The following is a 23,641-nucleotide window of genomic DNA, read 5'->3' on the forward strand; positions in this document are numbered from 1 at the left end:
AACAAGCGGCCTGCTGGCCATTGCACTGCAGAAGCTGGGCGTGCCCTCACGCTCCTTTGCTGGCTGGCAGGTGCCCATCCGTACCGACTCGGCACACGGCAAAGCCAGCCTGGACACGATTGATGGTGAACGCCTGCTGGGCAGCATGGCCGAAGGGATGGTGCCGGTTGTTGCAGGCTTTCAGGGCGTGGGGCCTGATGGCCGCGTGACGACGCTGGGGCGTGGCGGGTCCGATACGTCCGCTGTGGCTCTTGCGGCCGCCATCAAGGCTGACCGATGTGATATTTATACCGATGTGGACGGGATTTACACGACAGACCCGCGCATTGTGGCCAAAGCCCGCAAGCTTGAAAAAATCACCTATGAAGAAATGCTGGAACTCGCCTCTGTAGGGGCCAAGGTTCTGCAGACGCGCAGCGTGGGCCTTGCCATGCGTGAGCAGGTGCGTGTTCAGGTGCTTTCAAGCTTTGTGGATGGCCCGGCGATGGTTGAAGGTAAACTGCCCGGCTCTCTTGTGGTGGATGAGGACGAAATCGTGGAAAAGAAACTGGTAACCGGCATTGCGTATTCCCGTGATGAAGCAAAGCTGTCGGTCAGGCGTATTCCTGATCGTCCGGGTATTGCCGCGGCCATTTTCGGCCCGCTGAGCGAAGCCAACGTGAATGTGGACATGATTGTGCAGAGCACGGGTGCTGATGGCACAACGAACATGACCTTCACCACCAGCAAAACCGACCTGCCGCGTGCGATCAGCACGCTGGAATCTGTGCGGGATGCCGTGCAGTATGAAGAGCTGGCAACAGACGATGATGTGGTGAAAATCAGCGTCGTCGGCACAGGCATGCGCTCGCATGCCGGGGTGGCAGCCACCATGTTCCGCACACTGTCTGAACGCTCTATCAATATTCAGGTGATCTCTACCAGCGAGATCAAGGTGTCCGTCCTGCTGTCTGCTGAGTATGCAGAGCTGGCCGTGCGCGCCCTGCACACAGCCTATGGACTGGACAATGTCTGACATGCCTGCTCTCGACCTGAACGCCCCGCCGACCGAGGCTGAAAGAGCCCGTGCCCGGACGCGCTTTGACCATCTGTGTCGGCGCGGCACGGAGTTCCTTGGCACGGACTACGCTATTCTTGGCGGGGCAATGTCCTGGGTGAGTGAGCGGAATCTGGTTTCGGCTATTTCTAACGCTGGCGGGTTTGGCGTGATTGCCTGCGGGGCGATGCAGCCGGAACGGCTGGCGGAAGAAATTGCTGCAACGCGTGCGATGACAGACCGGCCGTTTGGTGTGAACCTCATCACCATGCATCCTCAACTGGATGAACTGGTGCAGGTCTGCCTGAAAGCTGGTGTGGGTCATATCGTTCTGGCGGGTGGCATTCCGCCCGGTGCGGCCATTAAGGCAGCGAAGGAAGGTGGTGCGAAGGTTGTGGCCTTTGCTCCGGCTCTGGTGCTGGCCAAGCGTCTGATCAAGATGGGCGTTGATGCGCTGGTGATTGAAGGCGCAGAAGCGGGCGGGCATGTCGGCCCGGTGTCTCTGACAGTGCTGGCGCAGGAAATCCTGCCGCATATCGATCAGGTTCCGGTGTTTGTCGCAGGCGGTCTGGGCCGGGGCGATGCGCTAGTCTCCTATCTGGAGCTGGGAGCGTCCGGTGGCCAGCTGGGCACACGGTTTGCCGCGGCGGCCGAGAGCATTGCGCATGAAAAGTTTAAGAAGGCCTTTGTGCGTTCCAATGCGCGTGATGCCATTACGTCTGTGCAGCTGGACGAGCGCTTCCCGGTTATTCCTGTACGGGGCCTTGTGAATGAAGGGAGCCGCCGCTTCCTTGCGCATCAGGCAGACGTCATTAACCGCTTCCAGAGCGGTGAGCTGACGCGTGAGGAAGCTCAGCTTGATATCGAACATTTCTGGGCTGGTGCGTTGCGCCGTGCTGTGATTGATGGTGATGTTGAAAACGGATCTGTCATGGCCGGGCAGTCTGTTGGTATGGTAAAGGCCGTTCAGCCTGTGGCTGAAATTATCTCTGACCTTGTTGAGCAGGCTGTTGTGGCGCTCGTCCGCCAGCAGCGGCGCATGGATTGTAATGGCTGAACCCGGTTCTGTTCCAGAGCAGGAACTTCCTGCTTTCTCCCCCCCTTTGCCTGATGTTGAAAGCCTCGGGGTGGGGGCGGCGTTGCGTACGCGGCGGGAACAGCTTGGGTGGTCTCTGCCTGATGTCGCAGCATGGCTGCGGATCCGTGAATCTTATCTGGAAGCGCTGGAAAGCGGGCGGGCCGGCGTTTTTCCGGCCGAAGCTTACGCGCTGGGCTTTTTGCGCACCTATGGGGCCGCTTTAGGGTTTGATGCCTCAGCGCTGGTCGTGCGCTATAAGCGGGAAGGGAAAGGCGGCGGACGCAAGCCGGACCTGACATTCCCCGCACCGGCGCCTGACAGGCGCATCCCGCCCGGCGTCAGCGTCTCTCTGGGGCTTGCGGTTATCCTGGCAAGTTATATTGGCTGGTATCACTTCATCGGGCACGCTCCGCCATTGCCCGAGCATGTGCCTCCGGTTGCCACCATTATTCCCGGTGCACAGACCAATAATGCCCCATCCCCGCAGGTGGCCTCTATTCTGCCCGGGCCGGGCGCTGTGCCGTCTCGCAGACCAGAGGATCAGGCATCTGCTGCGGCAAATGGTGCCAGTGCTCCGCAGGCGCAGGCTGGCACTCAGCCGTCTCTGGATCAGAACGGCAATCCGGATTTCTCAAAGCCATCATTTCCTCCGACGCAGGGTGAAGCGACGCCTGATGCCGGAGCAGTTGCAGGCACAGCTGGAGAGACTGCTGCTGAAAACAGTGGTGTGGCTAGCGGCGCGCAACCTGCGCCAGATCAGCAGGGCACCATTGCTCCCGGAGTTCTGCCGGATAATCAGATTGTCCTGAAAGCCGTAGCCCCCAGTTGGGTGCAGGTGAAGGATGCCAGCGGCAAGGTCGCATACGATCACATCATGCAGGTGGATGATCAGTGGACCGTGCCCGCAGAAGGCGGCCCGTATAGCCTGACTGTAGGGAATGCTGGCGGTATTGTGCTGAGTTCAGGGGCGGTGACGACCCAGCCGCTGGGGCGAAACGGATCTGTGCGCAGAAAGCTGGTGTTGACGCCTGAGGCTGTAAAGGATGGTTCTCTAGCCGCTGCGGCACAATCTGCGTCGCCAGCCGGTGCGGCTGGTCCGAGCGCTAGCCCAGCGACACAAACGGGTAATGTTGTGCCTGCTGTGCCCGAGCCCAAACGCCCTGCCGGAGTGAACGGAGAGGGGGCGGTACCGGCTATCTGGGCAGATGGGCAGCCTGCGTCAGCCCCGCCAGTTGCGGATGCACCGGCACAGGAGGCACCCAAACCGCGCCCCCGGCATAAGCCCGTCGAAAAGCCTGAACCCAGTGCGGATGATCTGAATGCTCGTCAGCTTCAGGGGATAGGCGGGCACTGAAGGACTGTTTTTCGTGCTTTCATGTAGCCAACGCGCATTGATTTTGGCAGGAAGGCATCAAACGTAATGGGCAGGCGCGTGACGGAACGCGGTTTGCCTGACAACTGTCGTCGCGACAAAAGGATGTAACATGAGTGGCTACCGGCCTTACCAGCATATCGAGCGTCGGAAATCACGGAAAATCCATGTCGGCAAAGTTGCCGTCGGTGGGGATGCGCCGATTTCCGTCCAGACCATGACCAACACGCTGACCAGTGACGCGCAGGCCACGATCGAACAGATCCGCCGTGCAGAACTGGCAGGCGTGGATATTGTGCGTGTGTCCTGCCCGGATGAAGAGAGCACCAAGGCGCTGGAAGAAATCGTGCGCGAAGTGAATGTGCCGATCGTGGCCGATATTCACTTTCACTACAAACGTGCGATTGAAGCCGCTAAAGCAGGTGCTGCCTGCCTGCGCATCAACCCCGGCAACATTGGCAGCCCCGACCGCGTGCGTGAAGTGGTTCAGGCCGCCAAAGACTATGGCTGTTCCATCCGTATTGGTGTGAATGCCGGGTCTTTGGAAAAGCACCTGCTGGAAAAATATGGTGAGCCGAACCCCGAAGCGCTGGTGGAAAGCGCTCTGGAACACGCCAAGATTCTGGAAGATCATGACTTCCGTGAATTCAAGATCAGCGTGAAGGCTTCCGACGTGTTCATGGCAGTTGCGGCCTATCAGCAGCTGGCTGACGCCTGTGACTATCCGCTGCATATCGGCATTACGGAAGCAGGCAGCAAACGTGCTGGCACCGTGAAGTCCTCTATTGGTCTGGGCAATCTGCTGTGGGCTGGTGTGGGTGACACCATGCGTGTGTCTCTCTCCGCCGCGCCTGAAGAAGAAGTGCTGGTGGGCTGGGATATTCTGAAATCCCTCGGCCTGCGTCATCGTGGTGTGAAGATCATTTCCTGCCCGTCCTGTGCGCGTCAGGGCTTCAACGTGGTTGAGACGGTGCAGACGCTGGAAGATCGTCTGGCTCATATCAAAACCCCGCTGACCCTTTCCATCATCGGCTGCGTGGTGAACGGACCGGGTGAAGCGTTGATGACTGACCTCGGCGTGACCGGCGGTGGCTCTGGCCGCCACATGGTTTATTCCGCTGGTAAGCAGGATCATACCGTGCCGGGTGCCGACATGATTGAGCATGTTGTGGAACTGGTGGAAGCCCGCGTGGCGGCCATTCAGGCAGAAGAAGCCAAGGAAAAGGCTGAAGGCGTAGTGCCGGAACTGCCGGAAATGTCTTCCGCCAAATAAGGTCTCGGAAAGGTGCGTGTGCGGGCTTTCTGGCCGCCACGCCCCCGAGAGATTTTCTCTTTTTTATTACAGATCAGGACACGATATCCGGCGGCCTGAGCCGTGCGGGGGTCAGGTCGGGAGTCATTCGTGAGCAGCATTCAGCCCGTTAGAGGAACGCACGACCTTATTGGGGAGCAGCAGCGCCGACACGCCCATGTGGTGTCTGTCGCCCGCCATATTGCTGGCCTTTACGGGTTTGATGAATGGGCAACCCCGATCTTTGAAGAAACCCGCGTGTTCTCCCGCTCTCTGGGCGATACGTCGGACGTGGTCTCCAAGGAAATGTATTCCTTCAATGATCGCGACGGTGAAAGCCTGACCCTGCGGCCGGAAGGCACCGCAGCGATCTGCCGCGCACTGGTGACCAATGGCCTGACCCAGTCTCTGCCGCAGAAGGTTTTTTATGCCGGGCCGATGTTCCGGTATGAGCGCCCGCAGAAAGGCCGGTATCGCCAGTTCCATCAGATTGGCGCGGAGCTTCTTGGCGCAGCGGAGCCGCTGGCCGATGCGGAAGCCATTGCTCTGGCGCATCAGCTCCTGACAGCACTTGGCGTTGCGGATGATGTGACGCTGGAACTGAATACGCTGGGCGATACAGCCAGCCGTGATGCCTGGCGGGCGGCGCTGGTGGCGTATTTCTCCGGCCATAAAGACAAGCTGTCCGAAGACAGCCTGAACCGTCTGGAAAAGAACCCCCTGCGTATTCTGGACAGCAAGGATGCCGGGGACCGCGTTCTGGTGGCCGATGCGCCGATGATGGAAGACTTCCTGACACCGGAAGCGCGTGCGTTCTGGGACGGCCTGCGTCGTACGCTGGACGGGTTCGGGATCGCCTACAAGGTCAATCCGAGCATTGTGCGCGGGCTGGATTACTACAACCACACGACGTTTGAGTTCGTCACGCGCCGCCTTGGCTCTCAGGGCACAGTGCTGGCTGGCGGCCGTTACGACGGGCTTGTGCAGCAGATGGGTGGGCCAGAAGTGCCGTCTATCGGCTGGGCTGCCGGGGTGGAACGCCTCGCCATGCTGCTTGAGGAAGCTCCTGCCGCGCCGCGTTCTGTGGTGATCGTACCGGTTGGGTCTCCGGATGAAGGGGCTTTGCTGAGCATCCTGCAAACGCTGCGTCAGCAGGGCGTGCGGGTGGAAATTGGCTATCGTGGCTCCCTGCGCAAGCGGATGGAACGCGCCGGCAAGCAGAACGCCAGCCACGTGCTGTTCCTGGGGGATGATGAACTGGCGCGGGGCAGCTTCCGTGTGAAAAACATGGGAACGGGGGAAGAAGCTGAAGTCTCGCGTGACACGCTGTTTTCCAACGCTGCCAGCATGTTTGCCAAAGCAGGTGAGTCTGCCGCGCAATGACTTTGGACGAACGGCTGGACAGAATTGTTGGCCGGGCGCTGGAGCTTGAAGCCCTGCTGGCAAGCGGTGTGAGTGGTGAGGCCTTTACACAGGCCTCACGGGAGTACGGGGAAATAGAACCCGTCGTCTCCCGTATTAATGCCCTGCGTGCGGCGGAGCAGGAAGCCCGTCAGGCGGAAGCCCTGCTGGCTGATCCTGAAATGAAGGAACTGGCCGAAGCGGAGCTGTCCGAACTGCATGAAACACTCCCGCAACTGCGGCAGGATGTCCGTCTGGCCATGCTGCCGCGTGATGCGGCAGATGAACGCAGCGCCATTCTGGAAGTTCGTCCCGCAGCGGGTGGAGATGAGGCTGCTCTGTTCGCTTCAGAACTGTTCGATCTCTATCGCCGGTATGCGGACCTTCGGGGCTGGCGCTTTTCCGTCATGGATTATGATGAAAGCGAGCTTGGCGGCCTGCGCTGCGGCATTGCTGAAATTACCGGCAAAGGTGTGTTTGCCCGCCTGAAATATGAATCCGGCGTGCATCGGGTGCAGCGTGTGCCCGCTACGGAAAGTCAGGGCCGTATCCATACCTCAACCGTGACGGTGGCTGTGCTGCCGGAAGCGGAAGAAGTGGATGTCACCATTGACGAGACCGATTTGCGCATCGATGTCTATCGCGCCTCCGGCGCTGGTGGGCAGCATGTAAACAAAACGGAAAGTGCGGTGCGCATCACCCATATGCCCAGCGGCATTGTGGTGGCCATGCAGGAAGAAAAAAGTCAGCACAAGAACAAGGCCAAGGCCATGAAAATCCTGCGGGCGCGGCTGTATGAGCGGGAGCGTGCGCAGGCGCATGAATCCCGTGCGGCAGACAGGCGCTCTCAGGTTGGCACGGGTGATCGATCCGAACGTATTCGCACTTACAATTTCCCGCAGGGGCGCGTGACGGACCATCGGGTGAACCTCACCCTCTACAAGATTGATCGCATCATGCTGGGTGAGATTGACGACTTTGTGGATGCGTTGACGCAGGAAGAGCAGGCGGCGTTGCTGGCTGCGGAAGGGCTGTAAGGCTTCCGGTCTTTCAGCTAACCGGCGTTGCGCAGACGTTGGACTGGCCGGGGTGATGTTCCGCAGCATCCAGATCATCCCGGTCCTGCAGGAAAAACTCGGTAAAGTTGTCTGATCCCAAAGCGTAGAAGTGATGATGGTCGGGGTTGTGCAGGGTGCCGTCGCTATTCACCTCATGCGTCTCCACCCGGCCTTCGGGCGTGCGGATCGTAATCTCTCCACACAGGGTATAGGTGTGCTCAAGGCGGCCAGCGGGCGTGGTGACCCGAATGGTTTTTTCCGGGGTCTGGTCATTCAGCCGGATGGTCGCAGCGAGCACGCCATCAATATAAATGCGGGAGACTTCCGAGATCTCGGCACTGGCCTTGCCATCTGTCACGGTAAATTCGCCTGCCAGCGCGGGACCTGCGGCAAGGGGCGCTGTGACAAGAGCAGCACAAACCGCTAAGGCCGTGCGGGAGATGGGAGGGATGCTAAAAGAACGCGTCATGAAACCCGAACCGCTGACAGGAAAGTAATCTTGTGACTAGAGCAGAAAACAACCAGACCGGCCAGACTCTGGAGCAACTGCTCGCTCTGGGCACCCGGCAGTTGGCCGAAGCCGGAATTGAATCGCCCCGGCGTGAAGCCCGGCTGTTGTTGACCTACGCTCTGGGGCTGACGCCTGAACAGATGCTTTCTCGTTCCCCGCGTGATCTGGTGCCGGAGCAGCCTTTTCTGGCGTATCTGGCGCGACGGGCTGCGCGGGAGCCGATGGCCTTTATTACCGGGAGCAAAGGCTTCTGGACGCTGGATCTGGCAGTTTCTCCCGCCACTCTGGTGCCGCGTGGAGATAGTGAAACGCTGCTGTCCTGCCTGCTGGACTATTGCCCGGAGACGCAAAGCCCCAAAGCCATGCTGGATCTGGGAACCGGCACCGGCTGCCTGTTGCTGGCCGCACTGGCGGAATATCCGTACTCCTGGGGAATTGGGGTGGACATCAACCCGGATGCGGCCGTGCTGGCGCAGGGGAATGCCCGGCGCTGCGGTCTGGCAGACCGGGCGCTCTTCATGGCCGGGGTGTGGGATAACGCGCTGCACGGCCAGCGCTTTGACGTAGTGCTGAGCAACCCGCCTTATATTCCCACAGCGGATCTGGCTGAGCTGATGCCGGAAGTGCGCCTGCATGAGCCTCTGGCCGCGCTGGATGGCGGGGATGATGGGATGGAAGCCTATCGCGTGCTGTGCGCGCGCATGCCGCATGTGCTGGCGCAGGATGGTGTCGCGATTTTTGAAATCGGGATCGGGCAGGGGGATGACCTGCGGGCTGTGGCGGCCGAGACTGGCCTTGAGGTGCTGGAAATCCGTTCCGACTTTGGAGATGTGCCCAGAGCCGCAGTTTTGCGGGTCTGTCGTGAAACGAGCGCATAAAAAACAGGTTGGCTTTATGGCCGTTGGTTGATAATGTGCTGAAAGCTTATCCTTTTGGCAGCGATGGTCTTCTTTTAGCCGCTACCCGGACAAGCCATGGGGCTTTTTTACTCAGCAGCGGTTTTCTCTGCGCTGGACTAAGCCCGTTCCGAAAGACAATTCGGCCTTCAGTCAGGAAACGCGTCTTAACACAATAGTCTTGGACTGTTTCTTCATGCAGAACGCCATGAACAGGAAAGTGCTGCGATAGCTCATGAATGTAAAACGGATGCGAACCAGAAATCATCGCTCCAGCGGTGGGAGTGGTGGTACTTCCCGGCATCTGAATGGTCAGATCCCGATGAACCGGAACCATGTTTTTGACAGCCATGGACCGGATGTCCGTGTGCGTGGGACAGCCCAGCAGCTTTTTGAAAAATATCTCCAGCATGGTCGGGACGCGACAGGTGCGGGTGACCGTGTTGCCGCTGAAGCCTATTTTCAGCATGCCGAACATTATTTCCGCATTATGAACGCCATGGCGCAGGCTGCTCAGCAGAGCCAGCAGGAGCGTGCAGAACGTCAGGCCTCGCGTCAGAGCCGCCCGCAGATGAATGCTGGTGACGAGACGAACGAAAACCGTCAGGATGGTGACGACGCTCAGCCGCCGCATGGTGAAGCCGAGCCTCAGCCGGAATTTTCTGAGCACTGAGAAAAGACCATGTGCTTCAGCCCGGACTTTGGTGACGGGCTGAAGGGCAGGGCGTAATGCGCATTCCACGCTGTATTTTGCAGCATGGAAACAGCATTGCTGTGGCTACTGCGTAGCGTTGCCAGCTTGGTATTTTTTAAAAATAGAAAAGACCGAACCCTTTAAAATCAGTCTGATACGCCATGTGTAAATTTAAAAGCTTACAACGGCTAATCGCCTGATTTTTAAGGAAAGATGGTAGCGGCGGACGGATTTGAACCGCCGACCAAGGGATTATGATTCCCCTGCTCTACCGCTGAGCTACGCCGCCATCGTTCGGTGGAGGTGATCTACTATCGTGAGGGGGAGGCCGTCAAGACGTGAAGTCTGAATTTGTTACAAAAAATGTGCACGCGCCTCTTACTGGCCGAGATTTCCACCCCCGAAGATATAATTGCTGACCTGCTGCTCCAGGCTGGATGGTTCGATCGTATGGGTCATCAGCGTGCCGGGGGCGACTGCGGTGTGAGATTGGCCCGGTTCGATAATGAGAGCGTTATCGGATGAGAGCGTGCTGCTGCCGATTGTCAGCGTGCTGTCTTCCGGCAGTTTCAGTTCCGAATTCAGCTGGAAGCGGACAATGGCCATCTGGGAGGCCGGGTCCAGCGTGACGGAAGAAACACGGCCGACATTTACGCCAGCAAGATCCACATCCGCACCACGGTTCAGGCCATTGGCGGAGACAAAGCGGGCGGAAAGATCATACCGATCCTGCCCCGGTGCTGTCTGGGTGGCGCGGGCATAGAGCGCAAACGCCAGAGTGCCAGCCAATACGGCACCGCTAAAAATGCTCGCGCCTACGCGGCCACGTCCAATCATGAGTGTAATCTCTCCATTTATCCTGCTGTGGCGTGCTGCGCCTGAGCCCATCAATGCTTGCAGCACGTACGCACATGGTGCAAGGACAACCTTCCTTCTTTGATGCGGCCAAATCAGGGTTTGTAACGGATGTCTTTCATTCAGGCGATGATCATAGCGCTCCTGCAGGGCGCGACGGAGCTTTTTCCAGTCAGCAGTCTGGGGCATGCCGTAATCTTGCCTGCATTGCTGCACTGGTCTTTTGACCAGCATGCTCCGGCGTTCCTGCCGTTTCTGGTCATGCTGCATCTTGGCACCTCCGTCGCACTGCTGATCTTTTTCTGGAAAGACTGGGCTGCTCTGGTCAAAGGCGCGCTGGGTGGTGCGGGGCAAAGCCTGCAAATGCAGAGCCTGCATATCCTGAGCCTTCTGGTGGTCGCGACCATTCCGGCTGTAATTATCGGCTTTCTGTTTGAACATATGCTCCGCAGCCTGTTCGGCTCAGCCTCTGCCGCTGCGATTTTCCTGTTTCTGAACGGTTTTATGCTGCTTCTGGCAGAAAGGTTGCGCGGCATTTCCGGGCGCGCAGATGTCCGCACTGTGGCGGATATGACCTATAAAGATGCGGTCATTATTGGGCTGTTCCAGTGCATTGCATTCCTGCCCGGTTTTTCCCGCTCAGGGGCAACCATCTGCGGCGGCCTGCTGCGTGGCCTGCGGCACGATACAGCAGCGCGTTTTTCTTTTCTAATGGCGGAACCCGTTATTATCGCTGCGACGGTGCGTGAGGCCTTCAAGCTCCGCTCCGAGCCGTTTGACCCGGCCCAGATGCATCTGGCGATGATTGCTGCTGTTGTGTCCGGTATCACGGCGCTGGCCAGCACGGCTTTCCTGATGCGGTATTTCCGTGACCATGATAGATGGGCGCTTTCCCCATTTGCCTACTATTGTATGGCGGCTGGCGCGATTGCGACGGTAATTTTTCATTTCTCTTCGTGAACGAATAACCTACGCTGTGCCGGGTGTGGGGTAATACTGTATTGGCAAGCCGGGCTGGATTATCAGGCCCGGTTTTTGGTTGGAGGTTACACAGGCTCTCATGGGGTTTTCATCCTGCCCGGATAAAGGGCGGTCTCGTCGCAAATCACTTGAGAGAATTGAGCAGGAAAACGGTGCTCAACGGCTGAAGAGAACGCTGGGGCCTGTGCAGCTCACCATGCTCGGGGTTGGTTCAACCATCGGGGCTGGCATTTATGTCATGACCGGTACGGCTGCGGCCAACTATGCTGGCCCCTCCATTCTGCTTTCCTTTATTGTGGCAGGTCTGGCGTGCCTGTTTACGGCTCTGTCTTACGGTGAGCTGGCCTCGGCCATGCCGGTTTCAGGCTCGGCCTATACCTACGCTTATGTGTCCATGGGCGAGGCCTGTGCGTGGGGCGTCGGGTGGCTGCTGCTGCTGGAATACGGTATTTCCTGCGCGGGCGTTGCGGCAGGCTTTTCCGGTTATGCTGTCAGCCTGCTTCAGGATTTTGGTATCCAGATCCCGCATGCGCTGACGACCACCAGCCTGCAGGTGATTTTCGATAGTGCGGGGCGGCATATTTCCGGCGGCGGTCAGCTGGATCTGGTTGGAGCCTTTTCCATTCTTGTGGTGACTGGCCTGCTGATTCTGGGAGTTAAGGAATCCCTGCGGATCAATACCGCCATTGTCTTCCTGAAGGTTGGGGTGCTGGCTGTTTTTGTCGGAGTGGGCCTCTGGCAAATTCACCCCGCTTACTGGACGCCCTTCATCCCGCCGCATGAAGGGGGTTTCCGCTACGGTATTCCGGGGATCTTCCGGGCGGCCTCGATCATTTTCTTTGCCTATGTAGGGTTCGAGGCAGTTTCAACCGCATCGTCCGAAGCACAGAACCCCCGGCGGGATATTCCGGTTGGGATTATCCTCTCGCTGCTGATCTGCACGGCGGTCTACATGATTGTGGCGGCTGTGCTAATTGGGGTCGTGCCCTGGAAACTGCTGGACGTGGCGGACCCGTTGGCGGTGGCAGTCAATGCCATGCATCAGCCATGGCTGGCATTTTTTGTAAAAATCGGCGCGGTGATTGGCCTGTGCTCCGTGCTGTTCGGCTTGCTGTATGCGCAAAGCCGCATCTTTTTTGCGATGGCGGAAGATGGCCTGCTGATGCCGCTCTTTTGCAGGCTGCACCCGCGTTACTGCACGCCGTGGATAGGCACCATTCTGCTGGGTGTGGTGGTGGCTATTGCGACCGCGACGCTGCCGATTGATATCATTGGCGATCTCGTCAGTCTGGGAACGGCGACAGCCTTTGGGATTGTTTGCTTTACGGTCATCTGGATCCGCAATACGGCTCCGGACTTCCCGCGCACGTTTAGTGTGCCGGGAGGCGGCTTTACCGTGAAGGGGATCTGGATTGGGTATGCGCCGCTGCTGGGCATCCTGTTCTGCCTGATTATGGCAGCGCCCCTGTTTGTCGATATGATTTTTGCGCTGTTTTCCGGGGACCCGGTGCCCGCTACTCTGCTGGCGGTTTATTGCGGGATCGGCTGGGCCAGCTACCGGTTTTATGGCCGTAAAAATTCCCGCCTCGGGCGGGAACTGGCCGACTGAGGTTGTGGAGAGGCTGCTTTAAGCAGCCTCTTAGTCGTTCATGGGGTAGGAGGCCAGCAGGCGCTTCTGCTGCCGCCACAGGCGGACACCGTGCCACAGGCCGCTGGACTTCCAGCCTTCCTTTTTCTTCTTGGCCCCAATGCGGAATGTTTCACGATAATGGTGGAACTGGGCCGCATAGGCTTCACGCAGGGTCGTGCTGGAATCCCAGATGTGGGTGGCTTCCGAGCCGACGCCGTTGATTTCGATAATCTCGAATTTCTCGCCTTGTTTGAGCGCCTCAACGGACTCAAATTTCACATCCACCCGGCCAAAATGGAAATCGGGGATGTCCTGCATGATCTCATCCAGCCGGTTAACCAGAGCCGGGGTGATATCCGCAGCGCCATTATGGAAAATGGCGCCTTTACAGTGGTTGCCAGCAAAAACGAGGTCGAGCGTTTCCCCTTCAGCCAGCACGTCGTTCAGGCGTGCTTGCAGGCGAGGGGTATAGATATGCAGCAGCAAGCTGGTGCGTGGGTCCTGCTTGAGCAGGTCCAGCACCGTAGAGCGGCCATTTCCTACCAGCACCGGGATATCTTTGTAGGTGAGGGAAGAAATCTCACCGCGCGGGCTGTCCGGGTGGCGGATATAAAACAGACCTGCTTCGTGCCTGTAGGGAATAAGCCGCTGGAGAACCAGCTTGATGCGGCGCGGGAAGGCCGCCAGAGCCGCCGTCAGTTCCGCTTCCGTGCGGGCGAGTTTGACGCCGGTGCCGTTACACCCAACGTCGGGTTTGACCACAACAGGAACACTCAGCCCTTTATCCGCTAAAGCAGCCAAAGCACGCTTTGTGTCGTCCGTGCCGGTGATGAGCGTGGTGTAAGGCGCAATCCAGCGGGAGGCGACGCTGCCTGCCATATCCAGAATGCCGCTTTTGCTCTCCCCACACAGGCCGCCGGTTTCAATCCGCGGATTGGCGGCCGTCGGGGTGCTGAAGTCTCCGTAGCGGATACCCAGCAGGATCCAGTAAATGACGACGGGCGTATAGAACGCCCAGCCCGGCCAGAACTCAAAGCTGGACAGAGGTGAGCCTGGTTTGCTCCGGGCCTGTCCTGATGGAGTGGGAGCCGTATGGGGCTGAGACGATGTGGACAGCTGGGTCATTTTCCCTGCTTCTGAATGCGGGCGGCAATGCGACCCATAATGATAATGACCAGCACAAAGCCGAAGATACCGACCCAGCGCCAGGTTCCGAGATGGGCCAGCAGAAACCCACCGATGCGCAGCGATAACGCAAAAAGGGCAGATGTCCAGATCATGGTGGCCAGAATGGTTGCCAGAGTGAAGGTGCGCAGACCTGCATTGAAAAACCCGCAGGCCGTATAAAGGGGTAGACGGGTGCCCGGTACAAAACGGCTGATAAACACGACCTTGAACAGCTTTTGGGTCAGCCACTGGCGCTGTACGTCCCGCTCCGGGGTTTCAATCCATCTGCGGGCAGGGGGCCAGCGTGCGGCCAAATAACCCAGCCCGTATAGTCCGACATCCCCTGCAACAATTCCGACATAAAGCGCGATTAAAGCTGTGCCCGGCGCCAGTGTATGGAGCTTGACCTGTATGGCGGTAAGAACTGTTGCGGCATCTTCAAGAATAAACGTGGCGATGATGACAATAAGAACCTGAAAGAACGGCTGCGTTGTTGTCAGTTCAAGAAAATGGTCCAGAGATCCGGGCATACAGAAAAAGGGTCCACAAGTCGGAGTGCGGGAGCGTCACAGGATGCGGGGAGAGAAGGAGTCTCCACACGCCCGAATGTCAAGCAATACAGCAGATACAAAGGCGCACGGAGTGCGAAACATGCCGTATGGGTGTATCTGAGAGACAGACAAGATGTGGGAGGATAAAGTGACGTCCTGTCCCGCTGGTTTATGCGTGTAACAACAGGGCTGATACGGAATGCTGAGAAGACGATTTCTTGTGGGCGGGGCTGTGTCCGCCGCTGTGGTGACCCCGGCTTTTGCAAAAAGCAAAGTGACGCACTCTGCTCCCTCTGCAGCCGAGCAGGGGAGCTATGCCGCGTTTCTTGCCGGTGTGCGACGGGAGGCCATAAGCAAAGGTCTTTCCGCTTCTGTGGTGGACGAAGCGCTGGCGCTGACATCGGAACCCAACCCGAAGGTTCTGAAGGCAGACCGGCATCAGCCGGAATTCACCCTGACATGGGCGCAATACAAGGCGCGGGTGATTACCGATAAAAAGATTTCAGACGGGCAGGCCTCTGTTAACAAACGCGAGGCGCTGCTGGGTAAGGTGAGCCAGCTTTATGGCGTGGATCGTGGTGTGATTGCTGGGATCTGGGGGCTCGAATCTGCTTACGGCACTAAAATGGGCACGTTCCATGTGGTCGATGCGCTTGCGACTCTGGCGTATGATGGACGCCGGGCCGCCTTTTTCCGCACGGAATTGTTCAAGGCGCTCACCATTCTGGGGCAGGGCGATATTACGCCTGCTGGTATGCTGGGGAGCTACGCCGGTGCCATGGGGCAGCCGCAGTTCATGCCCAGCGCGTACGAACAGTATGCCGCCAGTTTCCCTGCCGGTGGCCGCCGCGATATCTGGACCAATGAGGGCGATGTGTTCGCCTCTATTGCCAACTATCTGGCCAAATGCCACTGGATTGCCGGTCAGCCTTGGGGCGAGGCGGTCGATATGCCGGATTCTATTGATCAGGGGCAGATCGGGCGGAGCATTGTGCGTCCCGTTTCCTACTGGGCAACGCAGGGTGTGAGGCCGCAAGCTGGTGGTGACTTTACCCATATGGGGCTGAGTGGCGCCATTATCCGGCCTGATGGCGTTGGGGGCGAAGCCTATATGGTGTACCACAATTTCAATGTCATCCGGCGGTATAATCCGTCTGATTTTTATGCTCTGGGTGTTGGTCTTCTGGGTAGTGCCGTGGCGTGAAAAAAGCCGTTCTTCTCTGTTGCGTTGGTGTGGCGGCCTGTTCCAGACCGCAGCAGCCAGCGGTAAAGCCTGATGTGCATTATGTGGTCGGTCCTGCCTGGCAGGCCGGAGCCACATGGGTGTATCCCCGCGAGGATTTTTCCTATCAGGCCAAGGGGCTGGCTGTGCGTCAGGCGGCGTCCACCAAGCCGCTGACAACGGATGGAGAAGTGCGGAATCCGCTTTCCATGACGGGAAGCCACCCCACCCTGCAACTGCCTGCGGTCGTGACAGTCATTAATCTGGACAACGGGCGGGAAATTACCATCCGCGTGAATGACCGTGGTCCGGCGGAAGCTGGCCGCGTTCTGGGGCTTTCACCCAAAGCGGCGGATCTGCTGGGGGTGGGGGCAGAGCCGGCCCGGGTCAGAGTGGTGGAAGATGAAGTCACCAGCCGCCAGTTGGCGGAAGTGCTGCCCGGTGGCCCGATGTTGCAGATTAACGCGGCACCGCGGGAAGCGGTGAGGCAGACGGACCTTGGTGCTTCAAACGCGGCACTACAAAATGCAACCGCGTCCCCTCAGCCGGAGCCGCAGGCAGCCTCTGCAGGGCAGGTTACGGCCCAGACTGCCGTGCAGTTACCGGAGCTTCCCGCTCAATGGCGGCAGGGGCAGCCCGAGGCGACGCAACTTTGGGTTGAGACGGCAGATTTTACAGCGCGCGGGGCAGCAGCAAGGCTGGCCGCGCAGGATGGAGGCTCGGTCTGGCCTTCTTTCACGCCACAAGGCAAGATGTGGGCTGTCCGACAAGGACCTTTTACGACTATAAGCGACGCGGATGCGGCCTTGAAGCGTGCACTCGCTGATGGCTTGACCGGATCTCATATCGTCGTCGAATAGGAAAGAACGTGCAAACTCGACGGTTTCTTCTCGCAGGGGGCGCAGCCCTCCTCTCAGGTAGTTATTCTCTGACTGCTTTTGCCCGCAAGCCAAAAGGAGCGCACCCGCATGCGGCTGCTCCCGCCGCTGCGGCGCCTCAGCCTGATGGAGTAGCGCAAACACCTGCGACCACGCCTGTCGGCCCGCTGGATACACTGGCGCGCTGGGCGTGTATTATTGACTATAAGAGTGGCGCGACCCTGCTTGAAAAAGCAGCGGATGAACGCATGCCGCCGTCCTCTCTGACAAAGATGATGACGGCTTATGTCACGTTCAGCATGCTTAAGGCTGGCCGCCTGCGGCTGGATCAGGCGCTGCCGGTAAGCGAACGCGCCTGGCGGATGCAGGGCTCCCGCATGTTCGTGCCGCTGGGGCAGAGCATCCCCGTGCAGGACCTTATTCAGGGCATGGTTATTCAGTCCGGCAACGATGCCTGCATCGTGCTGGCGGAAGGGATTTCCGGGTCTGAAGAACAGTTTGTCACGCTGATGAATGACATGGCGGGCAAGCTGGGGCTGACCAATTCCCACTTTATGAACGCGACGGGCTGGCCTGCGGAAAACCACTACATGACAGCCCGGGATGTCGCCTATCTGGCTCTGCGGCTGATCCATGATTTCCCGGAATATTACCATTATTTCTCGGAAAAAGAGTTTTTCTTCAACAAGATCCATCAGACAAACCGCAACGCGCTGGTTGTTAAAGGGCTGGCTGACGGCCTGAAGACCGGCCACACGGATGCGGGCGGATTTGGTCTGTGTGCGTCGTCTGAGCGTGACGGTCACCGGGTCATCATGGCCATTAACGGTCTGCCGACAGATGGTGCGCGTGCGCGTGAGGGTGAACGCCTGATGGGCTGGGCCTTTGCAAACTTCGAGTCTGCAACCATCGTCTCCAAGGGCGATGTTCTGGAACAGGCACCCGTCTGGATGGGGGCAAGCCAGACCGTTCCGCTGGTAGCTGCGCAGGACTTCACCATGATGCTGCCGCACGGCTGGCGGAACGGGACCCATCTGTCTCTGGATTATCAGGGGCCGCTGGCGGCTCCTATTCAGCAGGGGCAGCCAGTCGGGCAGTTGACCGTTATGCTGCCGGGTGGCCGACAGGCGCTGGTGCCAGTGGTAGCCGGGCAGAGTGTGCCGGCTTTGGGTGTTCTGGGGCGTGCAGCGCGCCGTCTGCACCTCTGAGCCATGGCAAAGGGTTTGTTTGTTACACTGGAAGGCAGCGAGGGGGTGGGGAAATCCACCCAGCTCCGCCTGTTGCACTCCGCTCTGGCTTCTCTGGGGCATGATGTTCTGACCACGCGGGAGCCGGGCGGCTCTCCGGGGGCGGAAGATTTGCGGCAGCTTTTGCTGTTTGGCAAAAATCCGCTCTCCCTGCGGGCTGAAATCCTGACGCATTTTGCGGCCCGTGCTGACCATCTGGATCAGATGATCACGCCGGCACTGGCCGAAGGGCAGATTGTGATCTGTGATCGGTTTACGGATTCCACCATGGCCTATCAGGGCTATGGGCGTGCGGAAGGTGAGCCGGACGTGCTGGATATGATCTCCCGCCTGCAAAGCCAGTTGGGGCGTGACCCGGACGTGACTTTTCTTCTGGAAGCACCACGGGACGTAGCCCGTTTGCGGCTTGCTGCGCGCGGTGCCCCGGTGGACCGGTATGAGCAGTCCGACGAGGCGTTTCATGCGCGGGTCAGCGCCGGGTTCCGGGAAATTGCTCGGCAGAATACCGGGCGGATCCGCAGGCTGCAGACGGATGCGCATTCAGCTGAAGAGATTAACAGTCTGATTGTGAAAGATATTCTTTCTCACATCGCGCAGGCTTAAGCCGGTGCAGAGTGACCCGCGTCAGGCCTCCTTGCACCTGCATGGGCATGCAGAGCCTCTGCAGGCGTTTCGTAAGATTTTTGAAAACGGGCGTCTGCCGCATGCCTGGCTGATTACCGGGCCACCGGGCATTGGCAAGGCGACCTTTGCTTTCCGTCTCGCCCGGATGATTCTGGGCGGAGAAGAGCCGGAAAGCCCGGCAGGGCGGCGAATTTCTGCTGCCACGCATGCGGACCTTCTGGTCGTCAGCCGCAGTTTTGATGAAAAAAAGCAGCGCTATCGCGGTGAGATTGTCGCGGACGAGGTACGCCCCATTAATGCCTTTCTGCGCCGTACGGCAGCAGAAGGGGGCTGGCGCGTTGTGATTGTGGATGGCGCAGAATGGCTCAACCGGAGTGCGGCCAACGCGCTGCTGAAAATTCTCGAAGAACCGCCCCCAGCGGCGGTGCTGCTGCTAACCTGCTCAGCACCGGGGCGTCTGCTACCCACCATTCGGAGCCGGTGCCGCAGGCTGGAACTGGAGCCGCTGGACAGCATGGACATGATGGCCGTGTTGCGGGAGATCCAGCCCGAGGCCTCCGCTGAAGAAATCAGCCGCGTGCAGGCGGCAGCCCACGGTGCACCAGGGCGCGCTGCGGCGTTTCTGGCTGATCAGAATGGTCAGATTGCCAGTCTGGTGGAAGAAACCCTTAATGGGACTTCGGCCAGCCGAGGCTATGAAATTGCCGAAATCGTTCTCCGTAAGGATGGCGGTTTTAATTTATTTTTCAGTCTGTTATCAGATTTTCTTCAGGAACGTGCACGTCAGGCCGCCCGGCAGGGAAATGCCGCGTGCGTTGCGCTGGCAGACGCATGGGAAGCGATCATGCGTCTTCAAAGCGAGACGGAACGCTTTAATCTCGATAAACAGGAAACACTTCTCGAAGCCATGACTATTGCGAGCATTGCATGACCCGCCCTTTCTACGTCACGACCCCGATTTATTATGTGAATGGCGCGCCGCACATTGGCCATGCCTACACCTCCATTGCTGCGGATGTGCTGGCACGGTTCCATCGTCTGGCCGGAGATGATGTGTTTTTTCTGACCGGCACTGATGAGCATGGCCAGAAAGTAGAGCAGGCTGCGCAGGCTGCGGGCGTGGAACCCAAGGCGTTTGCCGACCGGGTGTCTGATGACTTCCGCAGCATGGCGGACGCCATGGCCATTTCCTACGATGATTATATCCGCACCACGGAGCCGCGCCACATCAAGGGCGCGCAGGCTCTGTGGCAGAAAGTGGCGGAAAATAATGCCATTTATCTGGGGGCGTATGAGGGCTGGTATGCCCTGCGCGATGAATGCTTCTATGGGGAAGACGAGCTGATTGAGGGGCCGGATGGTCAGAAAGTCGCCCCGACAGGCGCGCCTGTCGAGTGGGTGAAGGAGCCGTCTTACTTCTTCCGGCTGTCTGATTTTCAGGACCGTCTGCTAGCCTATTACGAGGCAAACCCGGACTTCCTTGGCCCGCATGGCATGAAGCGGGAGATCGTCAGCTTTGTGAAGCAGGGGCTGCGGGATCTGTCCATCAGCCGCACCAGCTTCAACTGGGGTATCCCGGTGCCGGGTGACGATAAGCATGTGATGTATGTTTGGTTCGACGCGCTGGCGAACTATCTCAGCGCACTGGACTACCCGGATACATCCGCGCCGCGTGCCCGGTTCTGGCCTGCCAGCCAGCATCTGGTGGGGAAGGATATCGCTCGCTTCCACGCCATTTACTGGCCCGCCTTCCTGATGGCTGCTGGGATTGAACTGCCGAAGAAGATTTTTGCAAACGGCTGGTGGACTGTTGAAGGCCAGAAGATGAGCAAATCTCTGGGCAATGTGGTGGACCCGCGTGATCTGGTGAAAGAGTTCGGGCTGGATGCCGTGCGCTTCTTCCTGCTGCGGGAAGTACCCTTTGGTGGTGATAGCGATCTGTCTCGCAAGTCTCTGATTATGCGGAATAATATTGAACTGGCGAATGATCTGGGTAATCTGGCCCAGCGCACGCTGTCTCTGGTGGCCCGCAACTGTGGGGGCGTTCTGCCAGAACGTCGGACGCTGACGGAAGAAGACACGCAGCTTCTGAACCACGTGGCCGTCTTGCCGGAACTAATGGCCAGCCAGCTGGACCGATGTGCTCTGACGGATGCGCTGGAAGATGTGTGGAAAGTCATCCGCGCCTGCAATGCCTATATTGATCATCAGGCCCCGTGGGCGCTCAAAAAGACCGACCCGGAACGGATGAGCGATGTGCTGCGCGTGCTGGTGGATGCCCTGCGCGGAATTGCCACCATGCTCCAGCCCTACATGCCGCACAGCATGGATCGGATGCTGACCCAGCTTGGCGTGACGGAAGAGGAGCGTACCTTTGCGGCTCTGGAAACGCCGCTGCCGGGAGGCCGTCAGCTGCCTGCGCCGCAGGGGATTTTCCCGCGCTATGTCGAAGCCGCTGACCCCGCGTGAATGAGACGAGTATGACTGGACTGATCGATTCCCATTGTCATCTGGATCACTACACGGATGATGAACTGCCCGCTCTGCTGACGGCGGCCAAAGAGGCCGGCGTTGCCGGGATGGTGACCATCGGCACCCGTCTGGCCCGGGCGGATGAGCAGAAACGTCTGACGACCTTCAACACGCCAGACGTGCGGGTATGGTGCACGGTTGGCACGCACCCGGACCATGTTGAAGAAGTGCCGGTGCCGTCTGTGGACGAGATTGTTGCAATCGCAGATGTGCCAAACGTCGTGGGAATTGGCGAAAGTGGTCTGGACTATTTCCATGGTGTGGAAGAGGTCAGACCGCTCCAGCAGGAGAGCTTCCGGCGACATATTGGGGCCGCCCGTGCGCTGAATGTGCCCATTATCATCCATGCCCGGCAGGCGGATGAGGACGTGGCGCAGATTTTGCGGGACGAATCAGCAAAAGGGGCTTTCCCTATCCTGCTGCATTGTTTTGCCTCCAGTGTTGAACTGGCGCGATGCGTGGTGGATCTGGGCGGTTATGTCAGTTTTTCCGGGATTGCGACCTTCCCGAAGTGCGGGGAATACCGCGAAGTTGCGCGGGACCTGCCGGCAGACCGCATTCTGGTCGAAACCGATTCTCCGTATCTGGCGCCCGTGCCGCGCCGTGGGAAGCGGAATGAACCGGCTTACGTGGCCTATACAGCCGCCTGCCTCGCGCAGGAGCGTGGGCAGGATCTGGCTGATTTCACACAGATGACGACCGATAATTTTTTCCGTCTCTTCCGTAAGGCGGTCTGAGCAGGAAAGACAGACGGTATGAAGGTGACAATTCTGGGGTGCGGCGGGTCCGCCGGTGTTCCCATGCTCGGCGGTGAAGACGGCCACGGCATCTGGGGGCAATGTGACCCGACTGAACCCCGGAATATCCGCACCCGTGCTTCGATTTTTATTCAGATGGAAGACGGGGAAGGCATTCTGGTGGATACCGGGCCGGATATTCGTGCGCAGTTGCTGACGCACGGGATCAGCGCCTTCAAATCCATTTTCTACACCCATGCCCATGCCGACCATATTGCCGGGCTGGATGAGGTGCGGGGCATCAACCGTGTGGTGAAGCAGCCAATTACGGCCTACGGCACCCCCTCCGTTCTGGAGGAAATCCAGACACGCTTTAACTACGTGTTCCAGCCCTGGACCCCGCCACATTTCTTTCGCGCGGTGGTGGAAGCGCATCCGGTGCCGTTGCAGGGGGATGTGGTGATGGGCGGCTACAAGGTCTCGCTGTTTGAGCAAAGCCACGGGCGTATCCCGTCATCAGGTCTGCGGTGCGGGGATTTTGCTTACAGCACAGACGTTGTGGAACTGCCTGAAGCCTCGTTCGACGTGCTGGCCGGGGTGGATACGTGGATTGTTGATTGCTTCCAGAAGGAACCGCATAGCGCGCACGCCTGGCTGGACCGGGTGCTGGAATGGAAGGACCGTATCCAGCCGCGCCGTTTGATTCTGACGCATCTGGGGCCGGATATGGACTGGGCATGGATGCAGGCCAATCTGCCGGACGGGGTCGAAGCCGCATGCGATGGCCTGAGCTTTACGCTGCCTGACCCGGAAAAAGCCTGAGGGTCGTTTTGCGGTCAGCGCTCTGGAAGGAGACTGGCTGCTATAAACTGGCAATGTTGAATGAAAATATACCCCCGGACTCTTATGCAGTCCGTGGGTATTTTATTACCTACTGGAGGCCCTGAAGCCCGCTAAAAAAACAGGTTTTACCGGCTCATCAGCACCGTCAGATCGGCATGCTCCAGAATATAACGGGTCACACCGCCCAGAATGAGCTGGCGCAGGCGGGAGTGGGAATAGGCCCCCATGGCCAGCATATCAGCATCAAAATCGTGGCAGGCGGCCAGCAGACCTTTGCCAACATCCCGGTCAACCGGGGGGAACTCGACAGAGTCGGCTTTGATGCCGTGGAAAGAAAGATAGTCGATCACATCGCGCGCCTTGGGGCCGCGCCGCTGATAATCCTCACAATGCAGAACCCGCACAGCTTCCGCCGTCTGAGCCCATGCCAGAGCGCCACGCAGAGAGGAGGAGGATTCAGCCGTTCCGTTCCACCCAATGCAGACGCGCTTAATCATGCCTTTGGGGGGCGTGCGGGGCGCGATCACAACAGGTCGGCCACTATCAAACAGAACCGCATGGAGCGTTTCTGAAGACGAGACCTCAGCGCCGGAATCCGGGTGCGGCACCAGCGTGAAGTCTGACAGGCGGGCGTGAGAGGGCACAATCTCACTTTCCGCTCCGTTCAGGATGTTGAAGCTGATGCTCGGTTTGTCCCACGGAAAAACGGAGTGAGGGGAAATCACTTCAATATCCGGATGCGTCGCCACAAAGCGTTCAAACAGGGCGCGCACTTCATGCGCATGGCGCGAGCTTTCATGCTCGGCGGTGCGCATCAGATCTTCCACCATTGCGCCGGACAGGCCTTCGCCTGCCAGTGGCGCAATATCCCGGCCATCCGGGCGCACATGCAACACAGCCAGATGCGCCCCAAAGCGGCGGGCAAAATTGTAGCCCCGAATCAGCGCGGCTTCCCCATTGGAAGTGCTGACCATGGGGAGCAGGATTTTACGGACGTCTTTCATTGTTCTTGTTCTCCGCGTTGATAAGAATCGGGC

Annotated in this window: 23 protein-coding genes and 1 tRNA gene; 18 read left to right on the forward strand and 6 right to left on the reverse strand. The window is 58.8% G+C overall.

Annotated features, from left to right (window positions below):
• The 6 genes from AD930_RS01470 to prfA form a co-directional block, all read left to right on the forward strand.
• The coding region (locus AD930_RS01470) for an aspartate kinase (protein ID WP_061504847.1) at positions 1–1,015 on the forward strand (1,015 nt) is incomplete at its 5' end.
• Entirely contained in the window at positions 1,008–2,093 is a 1,086-nt protein-coding gene (locus AD930_RS01475) for an NAD(P)H-dependent flavin oxidoreductase (protein WP_061504873.1), read from the forward strand. The genes AD930_RS01470 and AD930_RS01475, both read left to right, overlap by 8 nt.
• The gene (locus tag AD930_RS01480; RefSeq protein ID WP_208598542.1) at positions 2,086–3,468 is read left to right on the forward strand and encodes a helix-turn-helix domain-containing protein; all 1,383 of its coding nucleotides are present in this window, start codon (positions 2,086–2,088) and stop codon (positions 3,466–3,468) included. The genes AD930_RS01475 and AD930_RS01480 overlap by 8 nt, the downstream gene beginning before the upstream one ends.
• A gap of 130 nt (positions 3,469–3,598) precedes the next feature.
• Complete coding sequence (gene ispG, locus AD930_RS01485; protein WP_043552527.1) at positions 3,599–4,759, forward strand: flavodoxin-dependent (E)-4-hydroxy-3-methylbut-2-enyl-diphosphate synthase; 1,161 nt, start codon at positions 3,599–3,601, stop codon at positions 4,757–4,759.
• Positions 4,760–4,888: 129 nt separating this feature from the next.
• Positions 4,889–6,160: a histidine--tRNA ligase gene (gene hisS / locus AD930_RS01490; RefSeq protein ID WP_061504848.1), complete on the forward strand. Its 1,272-nt coding sequence runs from the start codon at positions 4,889–4,891 to the stop codon at positions 6,158–6,160.
• Positions 6,157–7,215 carry a peptide chain release factor 1 gene (gene prfA, locus AD930_RS01495; protein WP_061504849.1) on the forward strand — a complete coding sequence of 353 codons (1,059 nt, stop codon included), beginning with the start codon at positions 6,157–6,159 and terminating at the stop codon, positions 7,213–7,215. The genes hisS and prfA overlap by 4 nt, the downstream gene beginning before the upstream one ends.
• A gap of 13 nt (positions 7,216–7,228) precedes the next feature.
• On the opposite strand, the gene AD930_RS01500 is transcribed toward prfA, so the two are convergent.
• Positions 7,229–7,705 (reverse strand): hypothetical protein, encoded by a 477-nt coding sequence (locus tag AD930_RS01500; protein WP_061491810.1) that lies wholly within the window; start codon positions 7,703–7,705, stop codon positions 7,229–7,231.
• Positions 7,706–7,737: 32 nt separating this feature from the next.
• On the opposite strand from AD930_RS01500, the gene prmC reads away from it, so the two are divergent.
• Together prmC and AD930_RS01510 are read left to right on the forward strand one after the other, a co-directional pair.
• Positions 7,738–8,625 (forward strand): peptide chain release factor N(5)-glutamine methyltransferase, encoded by an 888-nt coding sequence (gene prmC, locus AD930_RS01505; RefSeq protein ID WP_061491811.1) that lies wholly within the window; start codon positions 7,738–7,740, stop codon positions 8,623–8,625.
• A gap of 253 nt (positions 8,626–8,878) precedes the next feature.
• Positions 8,879–9,316, forward strand: coding sequence for a DUF4167 domain-containing protein (locus AD930_RS01510; RefSeq protein WP_043552531.1), 438 nt, complete (start codon positions 8,879–8,881; stop codon positions 9,314–9,316).
• A 235-nt stretch (positions 9,317–9,551) separates the two neighbouring features.
• On the opposite strand, the gene AD930_RS01515 is transcribed toward AD930_RS01510, so the two are convergent.
• Positions 9,552–9,626: transfer RNA gene (locus AD930_RS01515), tRNA-Met, on the reverse strand.
• Positions 9,627–9,715: 89 nt separating this feature from the next.
• Positions 9,716–10,174: an MlaD family protein gene (locus AD930_RS01520; RefSeq protein WP_061504850.1), complete on the reverse strand. Its 459-nt coding sequence runs from the start codon at positions 10,172–10,174 to the stop codon at positions 9,716–9,718.
• Positions 10,175–10,303: 129 nt separating this feature from the next.
• Between AD930_RS01520 and AD930_RS01525 the strand changes: the two genes are divergently transcribed.
• Both AD930_RS01525 and AD930_RS01530 read left to right on the forward strand, forming a co-directional pair.
• Complete coding sequence (locus AD930_RS01525) at positions 10,304–11,152, forward strand: undecaprenyl-diphosphate phosphatase (protein WP_061491813.1); 849 nt, start codon at positions 10,304–10,306, stop codon at positions 11,150–11,152.
• Between the two features lie 100 nt (positions 11,153–11,252).
• A complete protein-coding gene (locus tag AD930_RS01530) occupies positions 11,253–12,782 on the forward strand; it encodes an amino acid permease (protein WP_061504851.1) in 1,530 nt (509 codons plus the stop codon).
• 30 nt (positions 12,783–12,812) lie between these two features.
• Here the strand turns inward: AD930_RS01530 and AD930_RS01535 are convergent, their stop codons facing one another.
• Positions 12,813–13,928, reverse strand: coding sequence for an ATP-grasp domain-containing protein (locus AD930_RS01535; protein ID WP_082781605.1), 1,116 nt, complete (start codon positions 13,926–13,928; stop codon positions 12,813–12,815).
• Positions 13,925–14,500 carry a DedA family protein gene (locus AD930_RS01540; protein WP_043552540.1) on the reverse strand — a complete coding sequence of 192 codons (576 nt, stop codon included), beginning with the start codon at positions 14,498–14,500 and terminating at the stop codon, positions 13,925–13,927. Before AD930_RS01540 ends, AD930_RS01535 begins: the two co-directional genes overlap by 4 nt.
• Before the next feature lie 220 nt (positions 14,501–14,720).
• On the opposite strand from AD930_RS01540, the gene AD930_RS01545 reads away from it, so the two are divergent.
• From AD930_RS01545 to AD930_RS01580, 8 genes are read left to right on the forward strand one after another with little or no spacing between them, the layout of a single operon-like run.
• Positions 14,721–15,725, forward strand: coding sequence for a lytic murein transglycosylase (locus AD930_RS01545; RefSeq protein WP_061504852.1), 1,005 nt, complete (start codon positions 14,721–14,723; stop codon positions 15,723–15,725).
• Entirely contained in the window at positions 15,722–16,603 is an 882-nt protein-coding gene (locus AD930_RS01550) for a septal ring lytic transglycosylase RlpA family protein (protein WP_061504853.1), read from the forward strand. The genes AD930_RS01545 and AD930_RS01550 overlap by 4 nt, the downstream gene beginning before the upstream one ends.
• An 8-nt stretch (positions 16,604–16,611) precedes the next feature.
• The gene (locus AD930_RS01555) at positions 16,612–17,829 is read left to right on the forward strand and encodes a D-alanyl-D-alanine carboxypeptidase family protein (RefSeq protein WP_061503190.1); all 1,218 of its coding nucleotides are present in this window, start codon (positions 16,612–16,614) and stop codon (positions 17,827–17,829) included.
• Between the two features lie 3 nt (positions 17,830–17,832).
• A complete protein-coding gene (gene tmk / locus AD930_RS01560; protein WP_061504854.1) occupies positions 17,833–18,471 on the forward strand; it encodes a dTMP kinase in 639 nt (212 codons plus the stop codon).
• Between the two features lie 4 nt (positions 18,472–18,475).
• Complete coding sequence (locus AD930_RS01565; protein ID WP_061504855.1) at positions 18,476–19,423, forward strand: DNA polymerase III subunit delta'; 948 nt, start codon at positions 18,476–18,478, stop codon at positions 19,421–19,423.
• Entirely contained in the window at positions 19,420–20,961 is a 1,542-nt protein-coding gene (metG, locus tag AD930_RS01570) for a methionine--tRNA ligase (RefSeq protein ID WP_061504856.1), read from the forward strand. Before AD930_RS01565 ends, metG begins: the two co-directional genes overlap by 4 nt.
• Positions 20,962–20,972: 11 nt before the next feature.
• Positions 20,973–21,761, forward strand: a complete 789-nt coding sequence (locus AD930_RS01575) for a TatD family hydrolase (RefSeq protein WP_061504857.1) — start codon at positions 20,973–20,975, stop codon at positions 21,759–21,761.
• A gap of 18 nt (positions 21,762–21,779) precedes the next feature.
• Complete coding sequence (locus tag AD930_RS01580) at positions 21,780–22,583, forward strand: MBL fold metallo-hydrolase (RefSeq protein WP_061504858.1); 804 nt, start codon at positions 21,780–21,782, stop codon at positions 22,581–22,583.
• A 146-nt stretch (positions 22,584–22,729) separates the two neighbouring features.
• Here the strand turns inward: AD930_RS01580 and AD930_RS01585 are convergent, their stop codons facing one another.
• Positions 22,730–23,608 carry a universal stress protein gene (locus AD930_RS01585; RefSeq protein ID WP_061491823.1) on the reverse strand — a complete coding sequence of 293 codons (879 nt, stop codon included), beginning with the start codon at positions 23,606–23,608 and terminating at the stop codon, positions 22,730–22,732.
• Between the last annotated feature and the right edge of the window lie 33 nt (positions 23,609–23,641).

It is taken from the genome of Acetobacter malorum (assembly GCF_001580615.1).
Taxonomy (GTDB): Bacteria; Pseudomonadota; Alphaproteobacteria; order Acetobacterales; family Acetobacteraceae; genus Acetobacter; species Acetobacter malorum.